This is a genomic window from Streptomyces sp. NPDC050439 (assembly GCF_040655335.1).
In the GTDB taxonomy this organism is placed as follows: Bacteria; Actinomycetota; Actinomycetes; order Streptomycetales; family Streptomycetaceae; genus Streptomyces.
On sequence record NZ_JBFAJT010000004.1, the window covers coordinates 658,318 to 676,087 of the forward strand.

General features: G+C 70.6%; 17 protein-coding genes. 7 read left to right on the plus strand and 10 right to left on the minus strand.

The window, feature by feature from the left end:
* Window positions 1-84: 84 nt before the first annotated feature.
* The 4 genes from AB0I66_RS20380 to AB0I66_RS20395 form a co-directional block, all read right to left on the minus strand.
* A complete protein-coding gene (locus AB0I66_RS20380; RefSeq protein ID WP_363209257.1) occupies window positions 85-1,386 on the minus strand; it encodes a HAMP domain-containing sensor histidine kinase in 1,302 nt (433 codons plus the stop codon).
* Window positions 1,383-2,174 carry a hypothetical protein gene (locus AB0I66_RS20385; protein WP_363209258.1) on the minus strand — a complete coding sequence of 264 codons (792 nt, stop codon included), beginning with the start codon at window positions 2,172-2,174 and terminating at the stop codon, window positions 1,383-1,385. Before AB0I66_RS20385 ends, AB0I66_RS20380 begins: the two co-directional genes overlap by 4 nt.
* Before the next feature lie 106 nt (window positions 2,175-2,280).
* Window positions 2,281-2,961 carry a class F sortase gene (locus AB0I66_RS20390; protein WP_363209259.1) on the minus strand — a complete coding sequence of 227 codons (681 nt, stop codon included), beginning with the start codon at window positions 2,959-2,961 and terminating at the stop codon, window positions 2,281-2,283.
* 41 nt (window positions 2,962-3,002) lie between these two features.
* Entirely contained in the window at window positions 3,003-3,296 is a 294-nt protein-coding gene (locus tag AB0I66_RS20395; RefSeq protein WP_363209260.1) for a hypothetical protein, read from the minus strand.
* A 313-nt stretch (window positions 3,297-3,609) separates the two neighbouring features.
* Here AB0I66_RS20395 and AB0I66_RS20400 point away from each other — a divergent pair, with 313 nt between their 5' ends.
* Window positions 3,610-4,413 carry a nuclease-related domain-containing protein gene (locus AB0I66_RS20400; protein ID WP_363209261.1) on the plus strand — a complete coding sequence of 268 codons (804 nt, stop codon included), beginning with the start codon at window positions 3,610-3,612 and terminating at the stop codon, window positions 4,411-4,413.
* A gap of 37 nt (window positions 4,414-4,450) precedes the next feature.
* On the opposite strand, the gene ligD is transcribed toward AB0I66_RS20400, so the two are convergent.
* Window positions 4,451-5,356 carry a non-homologous end-joining DNA ligase gene (ligD, locus tag AB0I66_RS20405; protein WP_363209262.1) on the minus strand — a complete coding sequence of 302 codons (906 nt, stop codon included), beginning with the start codon at window positions 5,354-5,356 and terminating at the stop codon, window positions 4,451-4,453.
* Window positions 5,357-5,425: 69 nt separating this feature from the next.
* Between ligD and AB0I66_RS20410 the strand changes: the two genes are divergently transcribed.
* The 3 genes from AB0I66_RS20410 (at window position 5,426) to AB0I66_RS20420 (ending at window position 8,367) form a co-directional block, all read left to right on the plus strand.
* Window positions 5,426-6,481 carry a Ku protein gene (locus AB0I66_RS20410; protein WP_363209263.1) on the plus strand — a complete coding sequence of 352 codons (1,056 nt, stop codon included), beginning with the start codon at window positions 5,426-5,428 and terminating at the stop codon, window positions 6,479-6,481.
* 80 nt (window positions 6,482-6,561) lie between these two features.
* The gene (locus AB0I66_RS20415) at window positions 6,562-6,846 is read left to right on the plus strand and encodes a type B 50S ribosomal protein L31 (protein WP_363209264.1); all 285 of its coding nucleotides are present in this window, start codon (window positions 6,562-6,564) and stop codon (window positions 6,844-6,846) included.
* 168 nt (window positions 6,847-7,014) lie between these two features.
* A complete protein-coding gene (locus AB0I66_RS20420; protein ID WP_363209265.1) occupies window positions 7,015-8,367 on the plus strand; it encodes a DUF1254 domain-containing protein in 1,353 nt (450 codons plus the stop codon).
* Here the strand turns inward: AB0I66_RS20420 and AB0I66_RS20425 are convergent.
* The 4 genes from AB0I66_RS20425 to AB0I66_RS20440 form a co-directional block, all read right to left on the minus strand.
* Complete coding sequence (locus AB0I66_RS20425) at window positions 8,364-8,906, minus strand: hypothetical protein (protein WP_363209266.1); 543 nt, start codon at window positions 8,904-8,906, stop codon at window positions 8,364-8,366. The genes AB0I66_RS20420 and AB0I66_RS20425 overlap by 4 nt on opposite strands.
* A gap of 223 nt (window positions 8,907-9,129) precedes the next feature.
* On the minus strand, window positions 9,130-10,014 hold the full coding sequence (locus AB0I66_RS20430) for a rod shape-determining protein (RefSeq protein ID WP_363209267.1): 885 nt from the start codon (window positions 10,012-10,014) through the stop codon (window positions 9,130-9,132).
* Window positions 10,011-10,400: a TraR/DksA C4-type zinc finger protein gene (locus AB0I66_RS20435; RefSeq protein ID WP_363209268.1), complete on the minus strand. Its 390-nt coding sequence runs from the start codon at window positions 10,398-10,400 to the stop codon at window positions 10,011-10,013. The genes AB0I66_RS20430 and AB0I66_RS20435 overlap by 4 nt, the downstream gene beginning before the upstream one ends.
* Before the next feature lie 96 nt (window positions 10,401-10,496).
* A complete protein-coding gene (locus AB0I66_RS20440; protein ID WP_363209269.1) occupies window positions 10,497-10,814 on the minus strand; it encodes a TraR/DksA C4-type zinc finger protein in 318 nt (105 codons plus the stop codon).
* A gap of 301 nt (window positions 10,815-11,115) precedes the next feature.
* Here AB0I66_RS20440 and AB0I66_RS20445 point away from each other — a divergent pair, with 301 nt between their 5' ends.
* The 3 genes from AB0I66_RS20445 to secD all read left to right on the plus strand — a co-directional run bounded on the left by AB0I66_RS20445 (window position 11,116) and on the right by secD (window position 17,144).
* On the plus strand, window positions 11,116-12,171 hold the full coding sequence (locus AB0I66_RS20445; RefSeq protein ID WP_363209270.1) for a HAMP domain-containing sensor histidine kinase: 1,056 nt from the start codon (window positions 11,116-11,118) through the stop codon (window positions 12,169-12,171).
* Window positions 12,161-12,856 (plus strand): response regulator transcription factor, encoded by a 696-nt coding sequence (locus AB0I66_RS20450; protein ID WP_363209271.1) that lies wholly within the window; start codon window positions 12,161-12,163, stop codon window positions 12,854-12,856. Before AB0I66_RS20445 ends, AB0I66_RS20450 begins: the two co-directional genes overlap by 11 nt.
* Window positions 12,857-14,765: 1,909 nt before the next feature.
* Window positions 14,766-17,144 (plus strand): protein translocase subunit SecD, encoded by a 2,379-nt coding sequence (gene secD, locus AB0I66_RS20455; protein WP_363209272.1) that lies wholly within the window; start codon window positions 14,766-14,768, stop codon window positions 17,142-17,144.
* Here secD and AB0I66_RS20460 read toward each other — a convergent pair.
* Window positions 17,116-17,694, minus strand: a complete 579-nt coding sequence (locus AB0I66_RS20460; RefSeq protein WP_363209273.1) for a dihydrofolate reductase family protein — start codon at window positions 17,692-17,694, stop codon at window positions 17,116-17,118. The two genes, secD and AB0I66_RS20460, sit on opposite strands and share 29 nt — an antisense overlap.
* Between the last annotated feature and the right edge of the window lie 76 nt (window positions 17,695-17,770).

Sequence of the window (17,770 nt, forward strand, 5' to 3'; positions counted from 1 at the left end):
CCTGAAGCATGGGTCATAGGCCGCAGTTCACACTAAAATCGGCACGCCGGGCGCGCAAAAGGTCACACGGCGTCAAACCACCGCTCAGACCGCCCCGTCGGCACCCCGGCAACCGTCGTCCCCGGTCTCCTCGTACGGCAGCGTCAGCGTCGCCACCGCCCCGCCGTCCGCCGCGTTGGCGAACGTGAGGCGTGCGCCGAGCACCGCCGTCTGGCCCAACGCGATCGTCAGGCCGAGCCCGTGGCCCCTGGTCGTGCCCTCCGTGCGGAACCGCTGCGGGCCGTGCGCCACCAGGTAATCCGGGTATCCGTCGCCGTGGTCGCGCACCGAGAGCGTGGGTCCGTCGACGGTCAGCACGACGGGCCCGCGCCCGTGCTTGTCCGCGTTGGCGATGAGATTCCCCAGCACCCGCTCAAGGCGCCGCCGGTCGGTCACCACACAGACATCGCGTACGACGACCAGCTCGGCATCGATGCCCGAACCCCGCACGGCACGCTCGGCCAGTGGGGCGAGATGGTGGTCGTCCAGCTCCACGCGCTCGCTCTTCGCGTCGAGACGGGAGATCTCCAGGAGGTCCTCGGTGAGGGTGCGCAGCGCGGCCACCCGGTCGCGCACCAGCTCCGTCGGGCGGCCCGGCGGCAGCAGCTCGGCCGCCGCGTGCAGACCGGTCAGCGGCGTGCGCAGCTCGTGCGCCACGTCCGCGGTGAACCGCTGCTCGCTCTGCAGCTTGCCCTGTATCGAGGACGCCATCGTGTCGAGCGCGCCGGAGACCGCGGCCACCTCGTCCTGGCTGCGCGAGGGCTCACGGGTGCGCGGATCGTTCACGCGGGCGTCGAGGTCACCCGCGCTGATCCGGCGGGCCACCGTCGCCGTCTGGTGCAGGCGCCGCGTCACGCGGGTCACGGAGAACGCCCCGACCAGGAGCGTCGCCCCGATCGCGAGGACCGAGGAGCCGAGGATCGCCCGGTCGAGCCCGTCGATGGTGCGGGCGCCCTGGGCGTAGTCGACCCGGACGGCGATGGCGCGCCGGTCCGTGGCCGGCCCCGCGGCCCACATCGTCGGCCGGGAGTCCTGCGCGGCGACCATCGTCCCGCGCTCCCCGCCGACCGCGAGATCCCGCAGCCGCTCGGGAAGGCCCTCGGGGTCGACGCCCGCGCCGGGGCCCAGGTCGTCGCCCGCCTCGAACGCCTCGGTCGCGTCGTCGAGCCGGGTGAGGGCGTGCTCGCGGGCCTGGCCCACGGTCTGGTTGGTCACCGACACGTGCACGAGCGCGCCGAGCAGCGCGGCGAGCGCGCAGCACATGACGGTGATGAAGACCCCGGCCTTCCAGGTCAGGGTCGCCGTCCAGGCGGGGAGCCGCGGTCCGCGCGGCAGTCGGTGGCTCATCGGCTTCCGCTCGGGGAAGCGCCCGGGGTCGCGCCCGGTGAATCACCGGGGGAGGGCACGGGGCGGCTGCTCGCCGCGGGTTCCGGTTTGCGCGAGGGCTTGCCTTTCGGCGCGTTGGGGGAGCGCACGATCTCGTCGGTCGTCGGCAGCATGGACTTCTGGTGGGAGTCCCAGGACCAGACGGTGCGGTACTCGTACCCCGGCATGCCGGAGACGGCGCGGACGATCACCTCGTGGCCGGCCAGCTCGACGCCGAGCACGGCGTCCCCCATTTCCATGATCTGCGTCAACTGCCGCTTCTCCATGGCGTAGGCGCGTATGTCGAGGTTCTCGGCGTGCCCGCGGGCCAGGCGGATGCCGACGATGAGGTCGTCCCTGCCGTCACCGGTGAGATCGCGGTAGTAGGCCTTCAGGACGGGGCACTCGGCGTCGTCGGCGTCCTTGGTGTCGCACGCGTCGAGCTTCTCGGCCGTCTGCTTGTAGACCGCGTCCGAACGGCTGTACATCCCCGGGTTCTCGTCGAAGTCGGCCTTGGCGACCGTCACCGGGTTCACCTTGTGCAGGTCGCCGCCCGGTACGTCCACGCCCTTGACCGGCAGGCTCTCTATCGTGCCGTAGTCCTCGGCGGGCGCCGACGGGGGCGGCAGCTTCGGCCACAGCCGGGTGGGGGCCTCGGCGGTGGGCGTGGAGCCGGCGCCGCGCAGGTCACCGGGGTCGCCACAGCCGCCGGCCAGCAGGACGGCGGGCAGCACGAGTCCTGCGGCGAGCGCGAGACGGCTCCGGTGCACGGCACTCCTGCCTGCCGGTGGAGCGGCCCGGGGCTGCTCCGCTGCGGCGCGAGGTTCGGTTGCGGCGCCGCGGGGTCCGGGTCCCGTTGCCCGGGTCCGGGTCCGGCTACGGCGCGAGGTCGGCGTAGAGAATGATGTTGTCGGTGCGGTGACCGTCCTTGATCGGGCCGCCACAGGTCAGCAGGCGCAGCTCGGGCCGGTCGGTCGCCCCATACACCTTATGGGTGGGGAAGTTCTTTTTGTCCACCTGTTCAATCTCGCGCACCTTGAACGTCGCCGTGCTCCCGTCCGCTCGCGGCACCGAGATCGTGTCCCCCATTCTCACCTTTCCCACGTGCCGCATCAGCGCGGGCCCCTCCGCGGTGTCGTAGTGCGCGACCAGGACGGCCGCCCCCTTCTCGCCGGGGGTGACGCCCCCGGTCCACCAGCCCGGCTCGTCCGCCTTGTCGACGGGCGGCACCTCCAGCGCGTCGTCCGCGCCCACGCCGAGGTCGAGCATCGACTTCGCGTCGACTCCGGCCGCGGGTATGCGCAGGCCCGTCGGCCGGGACCTCTCCAGCGGGGCGTGCGGCTCGGCGGCCGGTGCGGCGACGGCGTTGTCGACCTTGACGTCGGGCGCGGGGCTGCCGCCGGAGCCCTGGCCGCAGGCGATGAGGCCGACGCCGAGGGCGGCGGTCAGCGTGGCGGCGGCCGCGATGCGGGTGGTGTGACGGCGCTTCACGGGGGCGGGCGCGGGGGCGGACGACGCGGGGTCGGGCGCTTCGTCGGCGGGGGTGCTCGTGCTCACAGCGGCTCCTGCGGGTGGGGAAGTGGGGGGGGGGAGGGGGCTCAGGCGTCGGTGCGGCCGCGGCGCAGCATGGCGTACCCGAGTCCGGCCGCACCCGCGGCCGCCATGGCCCCGCCGGCGGCGATGAACACCGGGTCGCCGCCGTGGAACCCCTCGGTGCCCGCCCTGACACCGCCCTCGGGGGCGCCGGGGGCGGCCGGCGCCACGGTCCGGGTGTCCTCGGCCCGGGAGGGTGTGTCCGCGACGGCGGCGACGGCCGGCGTGAGGAGCGCGCCGCCGACGACAGCGGTCACGGCGGCGGAACGGAGGACGGTGCGGCGGCGGAGGCTGCTCATGAGCGGACGGTCCTTACGGCTGGGGGCTGGCCGGTCGAGGCGCGGACACCTCTGCTCCGAAGCTAGATGTCCGCTATTGCGACCATTCCTCGGCAATGTAACAACGGGCCATCACTGCGAGGACGGCACGGTGACGGGGGCTGTCGCGCCCCCGTCGCCGTGCCGTCCCGGGTGCCGTCACGAGTGCCGTCACGAGTGCCGTCACGAGTGCCGTCCCGAGTGGCTCAACTTCTCTCCGTGGCACCCAGGTTCATGCCTGGTTCTTGCCCAAGGCATGTCCTTGCTGCTCCCATGGTCCGTGGGGTGATGGTGCATGAGCGGACTGCGCGTCATACCGGCCTGGCGGCACGGACAGGAGCGGCTGTACGTCTGCCGCGCGGACGGCAGGAATGTGGCGTGGTACGAGAGGGAGTCGTCCCGCGTGACCCTCCTCGCCGACGACCACAGAGAAGCGGTCCTGCGTGCCCTCGGCCCCTTCATCACGGGTGGCGTCTCGATCGGCCCGCCGCCCGTGCCCACCCCCGCCGAGCTGGCCCGCCTCGCCCTCCACCCGGACGACGACCTCGCGCCGAACCGCCCCGGCGAGGCCCTCCTGATCGCCCTCGACCGCGAACCGGCCCCGGCCCGCAGGCTGCGCGCCGACCCACGGCAGCGGGCCCTCACCGCCGAGCAGGCCGTCGGCGAGGTGCTCGACGGGCTCGAAGGCGCGGGCTGGCACACCCTGCACTCGGTGCCGCTGCCGGGCGGCGCCCGCATCCACCACCTCCTGATCGGCCCCGGCGGTCTGTTCAGCGTCCACACGCTCCCCGCCCGCAAGCAGCGGGTACGCGTCGCCGACCCGATGGTCACGGTCGGCCGCGCGGACCCGCGTCCACTCCTGAGGGAGATCCGCGCCGACGCCGACCGGGCGTCCTTCGCGCTGACCGCCGAGATCCGCCCGGTCCTCGCCCTCTCGGGGGCGACGGACCTCGACGTGACGGCCCCGCCACGCGAGGTGCGGATCGTGCGCGACGGGGAGGTGTCGGCCCTCGCGGGCGTCGGCGGCGTACTGAAACCGGCCGATGTGGAGGCGCTGCACGCGATGGCCCGCGACCGTCACACGTGGCTGCGGGTCTAGGGTCCTCCGGCCGGACCCCCGTGGCGTCGGGACGGTCTCACTCTCCCGGCCGAGGGAACCCGCGCGGGAGAGGTCGGCCCTGGTCCGGGTCGTTGAGCGGGCCCAGCAGGTCCCCGTACCGCTGGAGGCGGGGCGCGATGTCGGCGGCCAGGAAGACGAGGTCCGCCGGGTCGCCGCACCCCTCGATCTCCTCCCAGGTCACGGGTGCGGAGACCGTCGGTTCCCGGCGGGCGCGCAGCGTGTAGGGGGTGGCGGTGGTCTTCGCGGCGGCGTTCTGGCTGAAGTCGACGAAGACCTTGCGGGGGCGCAGGCTGCGGGTCATCCGGTGGACGACCAGGTCGGGCAGTTCGGCCTCGGCCGCCTGGGCGAGCGCCTTCGCGTACGCGGTGACCTGATCGGAGGGTGTCGGCTGCAAGGGGCAGAGGAGATGCAGGCCCTTGGAGCCCGAGGTCTTCGCGTAGACGTCCAGGCCGTCCGCCCGGAGGCGCTCGCGCAGCCAGAGACCTGCCCGGCAGCACTCGACGACGGTGGCGGGGTCGCCGGGGTCCAGGTCGAGCACCAGCCGGTCGGCCATGGCGGGCGCGTCCGCCTGCCACTGGGGGGTGTGGAACTCGGTCACGAGATTGCCCGCCCACATCAGGCTCGCCAGGTCGTTCACGACGATCTGCCGGGTGTTGCCGTCCGAGCGCCGCACCTCGGCGGTGTGCACCCAGTCGGGGGTGCCCGGGGGCACGTTCTTGGCGAAGAACTGCTGGCCGTCGGGCCCGTCCGGAAAGCGGAGGAAGGAGAGGGGCCGGTTGCGGAGATGGGGGAGCAGGGCGTCGGCCGTGCTGGCGTAGTAGTGCAGCAGCTCGCCCTTGGTGAAGCCGGACGCGGCGTACAGGACCTTGTCGAGATTGCTGAGGGAGAGCCGCCGCCCCTCCACCTCGGTGATCGGCGTCATACGATGAGAATCCCACGAATGTGGATGAATCACCCTGAAACGCTGCTTGGCTGCTGAGAGGTGCCTGACGTGCGATCCATATGGAACGGTGCGATCTCCTTCGGCTTGGTCAGCATCCCGATCAAGCTCATGAACGCCACCGAGAACCACGCGGTCTCCTTCCGGCAGATCCACACGGAGGACGGCGGCCGGGTCCGCTATCGCAAGGTGTGCGAGCTGGAGGAGCGGGAGGTGACGTCCGCCGAGATCGGCAAGGGATACGAGGAACCGGACGGCACGGTCGTCCCGATCACCGACGAGGATCTGGCGGCCCTGCCGCTCCCGACCGCCAAGACGATCGAGATCGTGGCCTTCGTGCCGGCGGGCGAGGTCGACCCGATGCAGATGGACACGGCGTACTACCTGTCGGCCAACGGTGTGCCCGCCACCAAGCCGTACACGCTGCTGCGGGAGGCGCTGAAGCGGAGCGAGAAGGTGGCGATCGCGAGGTACGCGCTCAGGGGGCGGGAGCGGCTGGGGATGCTGCGCGTAGTGGACGACGTGATCGCGATGCACGCCCTGCTGTGGCCGGACGAGATCCGGGACCCGGAAGGCGTGGCCCCGGACACCCAGGTCAAGGTCAGGGACGCGGAACTCGATCTGGCGGACGCCCTGATGGACACGCTGGGGGAGGTCGACGTCTCCACCCTCCACGACGACTACCGCGCGGCGCTGGAGGAACTCCTCACCGCGAAGGCCGAGGGCACGAGCCCCGCGCCGCCGGCCACCGACGCCGACTCGGACGGGGGCAAGGTGATCGACCTGGTGTCGGCACTGGAGAAGAGCGTGCGCGCGGCGAAGACGGCGCGGGATGACGGATCGGTGGCGGACGTGACTCCGCTGGAGCGGGGCGGGCGGAAGAAGGCCGCGGCCGCGTCGAAGCGGACTCCCTCGTCGTCCGCGGCCTCATCCGGGCGGGCGAAGGCGACCCCGAAGGATGTGGGCGGCAAGAAGTCGACGGCGAAGAAGGCGGGTGCGGCCAAGGCGGGTACGGCCAAGGCGAGTACGGCCAAGGCGAACGCGAGTACCGCGGCGAAGAAGACCCCCGCGAAGAAGGCGGCCACGAAGAACCGGGCCCGGGCCTAGGGCGGCGGTCACGGTGGCTGCGTAGCTCGCGTGGCGTCCTCGGGGTCGCCGTCGTGTTCGCGCGCGGGGAACCTGGGGGCATGAGCCAGGACAAGGACAGCAACTACCGGCCCGTCGTCTTCCGGGACCGCTCGGCGGGCTACGCCTTCCTCACCCGCTCCACCGCCGAGAGCGACCAGACCATCGAGTGGGACGACGGCGAGACGTACCCGCTGGTCGAGGTGGAGATCTCCTCCGAGAGCCACCCCTTCTACACGGGCCGCGCCCGGGTCGTGGACTCCGAGGGCCAGGTCGCCAAGTTCGAACGCCGCTTCGGCGACCAGGCACCGCCGGGTGCGCCAGGTGCGCCGGGCGCGTCGGAGTGATCCGCGGCCTCCGCCACACCCGACCGCGCCACGCCGCGTGTGCGGCAGGAGTGGCAGGAGGGGCAGGGCGGCCCGACGATGGCCCTAGAACCTTGATCACGAACGACGAACGACGAACGAGTTTGATCGCGAACGACGAACGAGCTTGATCACGAGAAGGCGGCGGGCATGACCGACGGCACGACCGATCTCCAGGCGCTGGCGGCCGAGGCGTACATCTACGGCCACCCGATGGTGCTCAACCTCGACACAGTCGACCGCGTCTCCCGCAACGGGCTGGGCTCCGTGCCTCCCGCGCCGTTCAACGAGTTCAGCCACGGCAGCAGGCCCGACTCCGACCCTGATTCCGACACGATCTGCTCCCTGGCGCAGCTGGACCTCTCCGGTGGCGCCCTGCTCCTGACCGTCCCGGACACCGGCGGCCGCTACTACGTCCTGCAGTTCGTGGACGCGTGGACCAACAACTTCGCCTACGTGGGCCGCCGCGCCACCGGCACCGGCGAGGCCAGCTACCTGCTCACGCCCCCCGGCTGGGACGAGGACATCCCGCTGGGTGCCACCCAGATCGCCCTGCCCACAGAGATGGCGACGATCGTCGGGCGATGGGCGTGCACGGGACCGGATGACGTGGCGGCGGTGCGGGAGCTCCAGGAGGACACACTCCTGGAGCCGTACTGGACGGCATCCGGCGAGCCCCGCGGGCTGCCGACCCACACGTACGTCCCGGACGGTGAGCCGGAGATCCTCTTCTACGAGAAACTGCGGGCCCGCATGGCCGCCTTCCCGCCCGCACAGCCCGACCTCGCGTATCAGCAACGGTTCGCGCCATTGGGCCTGTTGGACGCGCAGAGCCCGTACGCGCAGCCCGAGCCGGAACTCGCCGAAGCGCTGCGCGCGGGATACGCGGCGGGCAAGGAACGGGTCGAGCAGGCGGTCGCGGACGGGGACGGGGACGGGGACGGGAGTGGGGGCGGACCGCGGCAGAACGGTTGGGAACTCGCGTATCACGCCTCCGACTACAACGCCGACCACTTCGAGACCGGCGCGCTCAAGGACCCCCAATGGATCTGCGCCGACCGGGAGTCGGGCCGCATGCTGCGTGCCACCTCGGCGCACACGGCACCTTGGGGCGCGCACGGGTACGAAGCGGCGTGCGCGCTGGCGTGGGACGACGCCGACGGCCGGCCGCTGGAGGGCGAGCAGTCGTACACCCTGCGCTTCGAGAAGCCGCCGCCGGTGGACGCGTTCTGGTCGGTGACGATGTACGGCCTGCCGGACCGGCAGCTGGTCGCCGACCCCGCCGAGCGCCACTCCATCGGCGACCGCACCCCGGGCCTGAGCTACGACGACGACGGCTCCCTCACCCTCCTCCTCCAGCCACGACGTCCCGCCGACGACAAGACGGCGGCCAACTGGCTGCCCACTCCGGAGGGCCGCTTCCGCCCGATCCTGCGCATGTACACGCCCCGCGCTTCGGTCTTCGACGGGACGTACGAGCTGCCGCCGATCCGCCGGTCCTAGGGAGAAGCGGCCCACCGAGTGGCGGCGGCTGCCCAGTCCGCGTCCCACCGAGCGAGGTTGATCCGCTCGAACCTGCGGTGGGCGTATGCGTACGCGGCGGCGCCGAGGAGCGGGACGACGATGGCGGCCATGACGGCGTAGCCCATGGTGTGATCGCGGACCTCGTCATCGGTGAGGGGCGGGCCGGTGAGCTTCCCCTCGTCACTCACCCAGATGCGGACGGTGCTCCCGGCGGTCGTGGCGGGCTCGACGTCCTGCTGCGCGGTACGGGTGTCTCCATGACGGTCGGTGAAGCGGACGGTGACCGGGTAGCGGACGTTCTTCGACTCGACCGACCCGGGTTCGGGGTGGCGGGGCGCGTCGTGGACGAGGACGGCGGTGGTGCGGTGCCGGGTCTCGGCCTGATGCCGGGCGATCTGTTCGGTGTGGCGGCGGACCGCGTCGCCGACCAGGACGACGGCCGCCGGGGTGGCGGTCAGGACGACCAGGAACAGACCGACGGCGATCCAGCCCTGTACGAGGTCGGTGCGGCGACGCATGGGGTTGCGACGCAGGCGCCACAGGAGGGGACGGGGGTGGGGACGACGGGCGTGGGGGTGGGGATGGGGGTGAGGGTCGGGCAGGTGGGGTTCTTGTGCTTCGGGGGGCGGTTGCGCCGGGGGGATGGGGCCGGCCACGGGGGCTCCTTGGGTCGTCGGGATGCCATCGGGATGCCATCGGGATGCCATCGGGTTGTCGTCGGGATGTTCTTTGCGAGGTGGGCTACTCGGGGTGGGCCCTGCTGGGGTGGGCGTGCGCGGCCCCGAGGAGTTTCGCGGCACCGCGGACCGCCGCGGTGTGCGGGGCGGGCACGGCCTGGACGGGAGCGTGCAGTTCTTCGGCGAGTCCGTAACTGACGCCGGGCAGCAGCGCGCCGCCACCGGCGAGCAGCGCGCCCCGCCGGAGGGCTTCGCCGGTCCGGGAGGTGCGGTCCTGTTCGAGCATCGCGGTCACCATCGCGACGACGGAGGCGGTGATTCGGGAGTGCGGTGACAGTGACAGTGACGGTGACAGTGGTGTGGGTGGAGAGGGGAATGGTGACGGTGACGGTGACGGTGATGGGGTCGTCGGGCCGTCCACGTCGCTGGTCCCCAGGGCGGTGTGCCGGGCGTCGACCACATCGCCCTCGCAGAGCAGGGCGACCTCGGTGAGATGGGCGCCGATGTCGACGACGAGCAGGGGACGGCTCAGATCGGCGTCCACGGCCGTGGCCACGGCGCGCGCGGTGGAGATCGTGAGGACGGTGCGCGGACGGAGGACCTCGACGGCGACGCGGGCTGCGGCACGGTAGGCGACCCCGCCAAGGACGGGCGCGGTCAGGATGAGCAAGGGGCGCCCGAAGCGGGGCAGCCGGTGGCCGAGCAGCCGGTCCAGCATCAGGGCGGTTCCGGGGGTGTCGACGATGGCGCCGCGCCGGACGGGGTGGACGGTACCGCCGCCGGTGAAGGTCACCGTGGGCACGTCGAGGATCATCCGCCGCCCGGACGTCCAGGCACGGGTCCGCGCACTGCCGAGGTCGAGGGCGATGCCGGAACACCGGCGGCACCAGGGCCATGAGCGGTGCCGACCCGCTGCTGGAGCTGGGGAGCGGTCGGGTGTCAGGGTCATCGATCGGCACCTCGGACCTGCTGGCAGCGCGCGCAGTAGCGGGCTTGCGGCACGATCATCAGGCGCTCGCGGTCGATGGGGCGCCGGCAGAGGTGGCAGCCGCCGTAGTCGCCGCGGTCCATGCGCCGCAGGGCGGCCTCGACGTCGGCGAGGACCATGCGGGCGGAGGCGGAGAGCTTGATGCGGACCTCGGTCCGGGACGCGCTCTGCCGGTCGAGGAGCGCGTCCGCGCGGGTCAGCGCGGGGGCGGAGAGCTGCTGCAACTGCTCGCGGCGGAAGAGGAACTGCTCGCGGAGGTTCTCGCTCAGGGCGGCGAGATCCTCGGGCGACAGGTGCGTACCGCGGTCGTCGATGATCTGGTCGTCGATAGTTTGCTGATTCACCACTTCACCCCTCAGGCAGGGCGGGAGAGATGGGAGAGACGGGAGAGAGGGAGAAACGGGAGAGCGGGAGACGGAGGGCGGGCAAATGGGGCGGCGGGGTCAGCCGGTCCTGCGCTGGCAGGGAACGCAGAACTGCGTGTAGGGCAGGATCTCCAGGCGCTCGACCGGGATGGGCTTGGCGCAGGTGGGGCAGGTTCCGTAGCTGCCGTCGCGGACGCGGGCGAGAGCGGCCTCGATTTCTTTGAGGACCCGCTCGATGGTGTCCTTCTGCGCCAGCATCACCTGCCCCTCGGCCTCGTGCCCGGCTCCGTCGCCGGCCTGAGTGGCCCGCATGGCCCGCATGGTCTGCATGGCCTGCAACTGGCTCAGCCGGGATTCTCGTTCGTGTTCCAGGCGCAGGTGCGCGTCGTGCGACATGGCAGGTCCTTCTTCCGGCTTCCGGCGGGGCGACCGCGAGGGTGGGCGGCGCTTCTATGCCCCCACCGTCGCCCGTACGGGACGTAAAGCCCATCGGGCGCGATACCCATCTAGGGAGGTTCCGAAGGCCCATCCCGGCGGACACGGCCTGGGCAGGTCCGTGGGCAGGTCCATGGGCAGGCCGGGGTGAGGAAATGGGCATTGAGCCCCATCGACGGAGGGAACGGAAGCAGGCAGGCTGGACGGAGGACGGGCGAAGATCGACCCGGCAAAGTGAGTCGAAAAAGAGAGGCGCCACCCGTTGTCCCTGTTCTGGCGGATCTTCGCGCTCAACGCGGTGGTGCTGGGAAGCGCCACCGCGCTGCTGCTGTGGGCGCCGGTGACCGTCTCCGTGCCGGTGGTGCTGACCGAGGCGATCATCCTCGTGGCCGGCCTGGGCGTCATGCTGGTCGCCAACGCGGCCCTGCTGCGCATCGGCCTGGCCCCGCTGGAACGGCTCACCCGCCTGATGACCACGGTCGACCTGCTGCGCCCCGGGCACCGCCTGCCGGAACAGGGCGGAGGGGAGACCGCCGAACTGATCCGCACGTTCAACGCCATGCTCGAACGGCTGGAGCAGGAACGGGCCGCCAGCAGCGCCCGCGTACTGCTGGCCCAGGAATCGGAACGGCGCCGTATCGCCCAGGAGCTGCACGACGAGGTCGGCCAGACGATGACCGCGGTCCTGCTGGCCCTCAAGCGGGCGTCGGACGCGGCGGACGAACCTCTGCGCGAGGAGCTGCAGCAGGCGCAGGAGATCACGCGGGGGAGCCTGGACGAAGTACGCCGCCTGGTGCGCAGGCTGCGCCCCGGCGTGCTGGACGACCTGGGCCTGATCAGCGCGCTGACCTCTCTGACCACGGAGTTCGCCACACACGCCGGGCTACGAGTGGTACGCCGCTTCGACACTCACCTGCCCCCACTGGATCAGCAGGCGGAACTGGTCCTGTACCGGGTGGCCCAGGAGGCCCTGACCAACGCGGCCCGCCACGCGGAGGCGGGCCGGGTCGAGGTGAGCCTGACCAGGACGGACGGCGCGGTGGTGCTGTCGGTTGCGGACGACGGCCGGGGGACGGGGGTCGCCCACGAGGGGGCGGGAATCCGCGGGATGCGCGAACGGGCACTGTTCATCGGGGCGAGCCTGGATGTCACGTCGGGCCTGCAGGCGAGAGACGCAGAGGCCGTCGGCGCAGAGGCCGTCGGCACGGAGGTAAGGCTGACGGTCCCGACTCCGGACGACCCCGAAACGTCGAACACCGCTTCCCCTCAGCAACCGTCGGGCCGCACTGACAACAACGATGGCAACCATGACGACTAGTAAGCCGATCAATAAGCCGATCAGTGAGCCGATCGGTAGGCCGATCCGCATCCTCCTGGCCGACGACCACGCGCTGGTACGTCGCGGGGTGCGGCTCATCCTGGACGGCGAGCCGGACCTCCAGGTGGTCGCCGAGGCAGGGGACGGCGCGGAGGCCATCGCGCTGGCCCGCACGCACGAGGTCGACCTGGCGGTACTGGACATCGCGATGCCCCGGATGACCGGTCTGCAGGCCGCGCGTGAACTGGCGGCGCTGAAGCCGGGCGTACGCGTGCTGATGCTGACGATGCACGACAACGAGCAGTACTTCTTCCAGGCGCTGAAGGCGGGCGCGAGCGGCTACGTGCTGAAGTCGGTGGCCGACCGGGACCTGGTGGCCGCCTGCAGGGCGGCGATGCGGGACGAGCCCTTCCTCTACCCGGGCGCGGTCACCGCACTGATCCGCAACTACCTCGACCGGGTCCGCCAGGGCGAGGAGCCGCCGGACCAGGTGCTGACGGCGAGGGAGGAGGAGGTGCTGAAGCTCGTGGCCGAGGGCCATTCGTCGAAGGAGATCGCGGAAATGCTCTTCATCAGCATCAAGACGGTCCACAGACACCGAGCGAACCTTCTCCACAAACTGGGCCTGCGCAACCGCCTGGAACTAACGCGCTACGCAATCAGAGCAGGCCTGATCGAACCCTGACCCCACCCTTCCAAAACCTGCCGACCCCCACCCCTCCAAAACCTGCCGATCCCCAAGTCCCGGGGCTGCCGGCCCTCAAAGTCCCGGGGTCTGCCGACTCCCAAGTCCCGGGGGGTGCCGGCCCTCAAGCCCCGGGGTTGGCCGATCCTCAAGCCCCTGGGCCTGCCGACCCCCAAGCCCCCTGACCCTGCCGATCCCCTAGCCCCCTGACCCTGCTGGCCCGCAAGTCCCTGGGCTTGACGGCCCGCAAGCATCCCAAGACCTGACGGCCCGCAAGTCTCAGGGTCTGACGGCCCGCAAGCCCCTGGGCCTGCCGGCCCGCAAGCATCCCAAGACCTGTCGATCTTCAACCGCGCAAATCCTGACGGCCCTCGAACGCCTCAAATCCTGACTGACCCCGACCGCCTCAAATCCTGACGGACCCCATGCCCTCCCGTACCTGATGGATCCCGCGAGCCTTAAGACCTGCTGGACCCACGCTCTCCAGAGCCTGATGGACCCGACGATCCCCAAGCCCCTGACCGACCCCACGTATGCACCCCGAGGGCTGACCGGCCCGGCCCAGCTACCGGCCTGACCGCCCCTGCCCAGCTACCGGCCCGACCGGCCCTGCCCACTCACCGCCTCGGCCAGAGCCACCTGCCTGGTGCGCTCGGCGGCTGGTCCGGGCGACGAGCGCAGCCCGCCAAACGTCGCCGACGTACCCGATTCCCCCCACCCACCAGACCGCCTCAAGGCCCAGCCGCTACTCCCCGGCCGGGCCTTGAGGCCTAGAACGCACGTGGACCAACACCACCAACAACCCGAGGAGGGGGACGGCCCGTGGCACGCTCATGGCACACCGTCCCGCGCGCCCTCGCCCTACGGCTAGCCGTACTGCTAACGGTTCTGACCACCCTGCTGGGCACACCAGAACACAGCAGCACACCCACTCCCACCACAACTGCCGCACTGATAGAGACATCTGACGGTCTCTCACCGAGCCTGCCCGCCGATCCCACAGAAACGCATGACGGCACGCACAACCAGCCGTACGCCCCACCGGCCCAGACGCTCAACGACTGTCAGCAACCGCCACCCACACCCACACCCACACCCACCAAGACCTCACCCACACGCAGCACCCCGGCCGCAAAAAGCCCGAACACACCCGCATCCAGCGCACGGTATACAGCCGCTACGCCCCCGGCGGTTTCCAGCAAGCCGCGCCCGCTCAACGCCTCGTACGCAGCCGATGCGAACGCACCCGCACACACCGCCTGGCGCGCAGCCGATGCGGTCGCATCCGCACGCACCGCCCCGCACGCAGCCGATGCGAACGCACCCGCACTCAGCGCCTCGTACGCAGCCGATGCGAAGGCACCCGCACTTAACGCCCCGCGCGCAGCCGATGCGAACGCACCCACACCCACACCCGCACCCGCACCCAGCGCCGCATCCGCACTCAAAGCCCCGTACGCACTCAAGACCCCGTACGCAGACGACGCGGACCCCGCAGCCTCCAGCGCCGCGACCCGCAGTCAACGGGACATCACCGGCGAGCGCCCCTCACCGCCGCTGCCCCCCGCCACCCCCACCACGCACGGCACAACTGCCGCCCTGGATCAGGCCGCGTGGGCACCCCCGACGGCGCCACGTCCGCCCGCATCTCTGCAGGCAGCAGGCCCACCCGGCGTACGCGCACCGCCCCCACCTCCCGGCACCTGACACCCCTTTTCCCCGATGACCGTGGCCACTGCCCTGGCTGCGGCACGCCTGCCGGAGGCCCACTGTGCACCGCCCACTCCCGAACCCCGACGCAAAGAAATCCCCACGCGGCCCGACCCCGCGCAGATCAGCCACCACCCACCCCCCACGCCGACCCACCCCCCGCCCTCAACTCATCAGAGCCCTACTAGCCCTAGCCGCAGTGGCCCTGTCCCTCTACGTAGCCCTGACCGTGCCCGTCCACCTGGGGCTCGACCTACGCGGCGGCACGCAACTCGTACTGGAAACCCGCCCCACCTCCATCTCCACCACCAACTCCACCCCCACCCCCACCTCCGAGACAGGCAAGGAGGCCACGGACCGCACCGTGGAGGTGCTGCGCGGACGTATCGACGCGCTGGGTGTCGCCGAGCCCACCATCGCCCGCTCCGGGGACAACCGGATCGTCGTAGAACTACCCGGCGCCCAGGACCCGACCAAGGCGGCGGACATGCTCGGCCGCACAGCCGAACTCACCTTCCACCAGGTGCTCGGCGCAGCAAAGGAAACCAACGAAACCCGGAACAACCCCACGCCCACCCCCACGCCCACCCCCACGCCCCCCTCAACCCCGACGTCCCCCACACCCCCCTCCGACCCCCACCAACAAACCCTGCCCGACGAGTCAGGCACGCCCCTCCACCTGGAGGAAGCCTCACTCACGGGCAAACAGGTCGGGAAAGCCACCAACCGCTTCGACCAGCAGGGCGGCGCCGGTTGGCACGTAACCGTCGACTTCGAGGGACCAGGGCGCGACGCCTGGGCCCGCCTGACGGGCGAAGCCGCTTGCCACCCGGCGGGCGACCCGGCCCGCAGAATCGCCATCGTCCTGGACGGCAAGATCATCTCCTCGCCACAGGTAGACCCCTCGGTCACCTGCGGAACCGGCATCAGCGGCGGCTCGACACAAATCACGGGCTCATTCAGCGACAGCGAGTCCCGCGAACTCGCCCTGCTGATCAGCGGCGGCGCACTCCCCGTACCGGTGGAAATCATCGAGCAGCGCACGGTAGGCGCCAGCCTCGGCGCGCAGGCCATCACGGCCAGCATCTGGGCGGCAGTCATCGGCACCACGCTGACCGCACTCTTCATCATCGCCGTCTACCGACTCATGGGCGTACTCGCCACCGTGGCCCTGGCCGCCTACGGCCTGATCTCCTACGCCATCCTCGCCGCGCTCGGCGCCACCCTCACGCTCCCCGGCCTCGCCGGCTTCGTGCTGGCCATCGGCATGGCGGTCGACGCCAACGTCCTCGTCTTCGAACGCGCCCGCGAGGAGTACGCAGCCCGGGACCGCCCGACACCCCGGTCCACCCTGACCGCGGGATTCCGCAACGCGTTCAGCGCGATCGCGGACTCCAACATCACCACGCTCATCGCCGCGGGCCTGCTCTTCTTCCTCGCGTCAGGCCCGGTACGAGGCTTCGGCGTCACGCTGGGCATCGGCGTCCTGGCCTCGATGTTCAGCGCCCTGGTCATCACCCGCGCCCTGGCCGACCACGCCGCGGCACGCCCAGCCATACGCCGCCGCCCCGCCCTGACCGGCATCGCGGGCATCGGCACGATCCGAGCCCGCCTGACCCGCGCGAACCCCGACCTGATGCGCCACCCCCGCAGATGGCTGGCGGCTTCCGCGGCCGCGCTGCTCCTGGCGATCACCGGCATCGCCTCACAGGGCCTGGACTTCGGCATCGAATTCACGGGCGGCCGCGTAATCGAGTACGCCACCGAGACCCCTATAGCCCCGGAAAAAGCCAGAACAGCTCTAACACAGGCAGGCTTCCCGGAGACGGTAGTCCAAACAACAAACGCCCCCAGAACCCCCACCCAAACCCAAACTCCCACCACGGCCACGGCCACGGCCACGACCACCACCTCCCCCCATCACCTCACAATCCGCACCCACACCCTGACGAATACCCAGGCAGAGAAGATCACCGCCACGATCGGCACCCTGACAGACCGACCACCCACAAAGCTCCGAGACGAATCGATCGGCCCCAGCCTCGGCAAGGAACTGCGCCAGGGCGCCCTGATCGCCCTCGGAGTGGCGCTGGCCGCACAACTCGCTTACTTGGCAGCCAGATTCCGCTGGCTACTGGGAACGGCCGCAGTCGCAGCCCTGGCTCACGACGTGGTCATCCTCGTCGGAATCTTCGCGTGGCTGGGCAAACCGATAGACGGAATCTTCCTGGCCGCGCTCCTGACGGTGATCGGCTATTCGGTAAACGACTCGGTGGTGGTGTTCGACAGAATCAGAGAACTAACAAAAAAGACCAAAACAACTAACACCACCGCCACCCCCTACCCCCAAATCACCAACAGGGCGCTACTGCAAACCCTCCCCAGAACCATCAACACAGGAATGGGCGCAGCATTCATTCTCACGGCGCTGGCAACGCTGGGAGGCGCCCCTCTGACGGACTTCGCCCTGGCTCTCCTGATCGGTCTGGCGGTGGGCACCTACTCCTCAATGTTCACGGCCGCCCCCCTGGCCATAGAACTAAAAACCCTCAGCCGTGCAGGGAGGGCCGATAGATGAGCTCGTGAGTACGACCATCGAGCACACGGCTGTCAATCAGCTCAAGATCGAAGTCGTCCGCACCCTGGAAGATCGGATCCAGCCCGCTCCGACCGGTGACCACGGGAAAGAGCGTGACCTGGACCCGATCAACCAGGCCGGCGGCCATCAACGCCCGGTTCATCGACAGGCTGCCGTGCGAGCGCAACGGCACGGCGGACTCCTCTTTCAGCCGGGCGACGACCTCAACGGCGTCACCGCTCGCGACGGTCGCATCCGCCCAGTCGAGAGGCTCTTCCAAAGTGGCGGACACCACCGTCGCGGGCAGATTGATCATCCGCGTGACCCACGGATCACGAACCTCGGACTCCTCGGTGCCGGCAGCCAGCATCTGAGAGAAAGCGCGATACGTATTGGCCCCAAAGACCATCCGCTGATCCTCGCGATAAAGACCAAGGCGATGATCGAGAAGTTCGGGCCCTTGCTTGCCCCAGTACCCGGTCCAGTCACCACCGGCGCCCCCAAAGCCATCAAGGCTGGAGAAGACGTCAAAGGTATAGGTAACGGCCATGATGATCCCCAAATCCCAGACTGATCGACCAGTTCACCAATACAGACCGCCTACGACAACAAAACTAATCGCCAGA